Below are 592 nucleotides of genomic sequence, written 5' to 3' on the forward strand. Positions count from 1 at the left end.
GGAAGAAGGGCTATGCGACCGAGGCGGCGCACGCGCTGGTCGACCTCGCCTTCCAGAGGACGTCGATCCAGGTTCTGCATGCCTCGACACGGGTCATCAATCCGGCCTCGCGCCGCGTCATCCACAAATGCGGGTTCCAATATGCCGGCCAGGGCATGCTGAACTCGATTGTCGCCGGCCAGGTTCCCGTCGAGCGCTACCGGCTCGATCGCAAGACCTGGACGAGCTTGCGGAACTGGGTCCACTTTTGATGTGTGCCGATATTCAGGTGAGGCCGGCCTGCGAATGGCGGTTTCCTGCGCTTCCGGTGCTCGCGTACGAAAAGTACACTCCGCTCCGGTTCTCGGAAGCCACTATTCTCGGCTCGGCCTGACCTGAATCTCGACACACATCGGGTACGGCGCGAAACCAATGGGAGGCAAACTTGGATCAGCCCAGTTCGACCCAGACCGGCAGGTGGTCCGAGCCGACGGCCTTTCGGTCGACCCACAGGCGCTGCAGGGACCTGGCGAGCGACGCGCTGGTGAAGATGTAGTCGATGCGCTTGTGGCGGCTGGGATCGGTGGGTTGCCTGGGATCGACCCAGCTGATG

Annotated in this window: 1 protein-coding gene and 1 pseudogene; one reads left to right on the top strand and one right to left on the bottom strand. The window is 63.0% G+C overall.

From position 1 onward, the window contains the following. Positions 1 to 251 (top strand): GNAT family protein (locus EN906_RS36435; protein ID WP_164777724.1); only part of this gene is annotated, 251 nt, incomplete at its 5' end. Positions 252 to 429: 178 nt separating this feature from the next. Here the strand turns inward: EN906_RS36435 and EN906_RS38720 are convergent. Beyond that, a pseudogene (locus EN906_RS38720) lies at positions 430 to 592 on the bottom strand (EEP domain-containing protein); the annotation flags it as partial.

Source organism: Mesorhizobium sp. M7A.F.Ca.CA.004.06.1.1, assembly GCF_003999135.1.
In the GTDB taxonomy this organism is placed as follows: domain Bacteria; phylum Pseudomonadota; class Alphaproteobacteria; order Rhizobiales; family Rhizobiaceae; genus Mesorhizobium.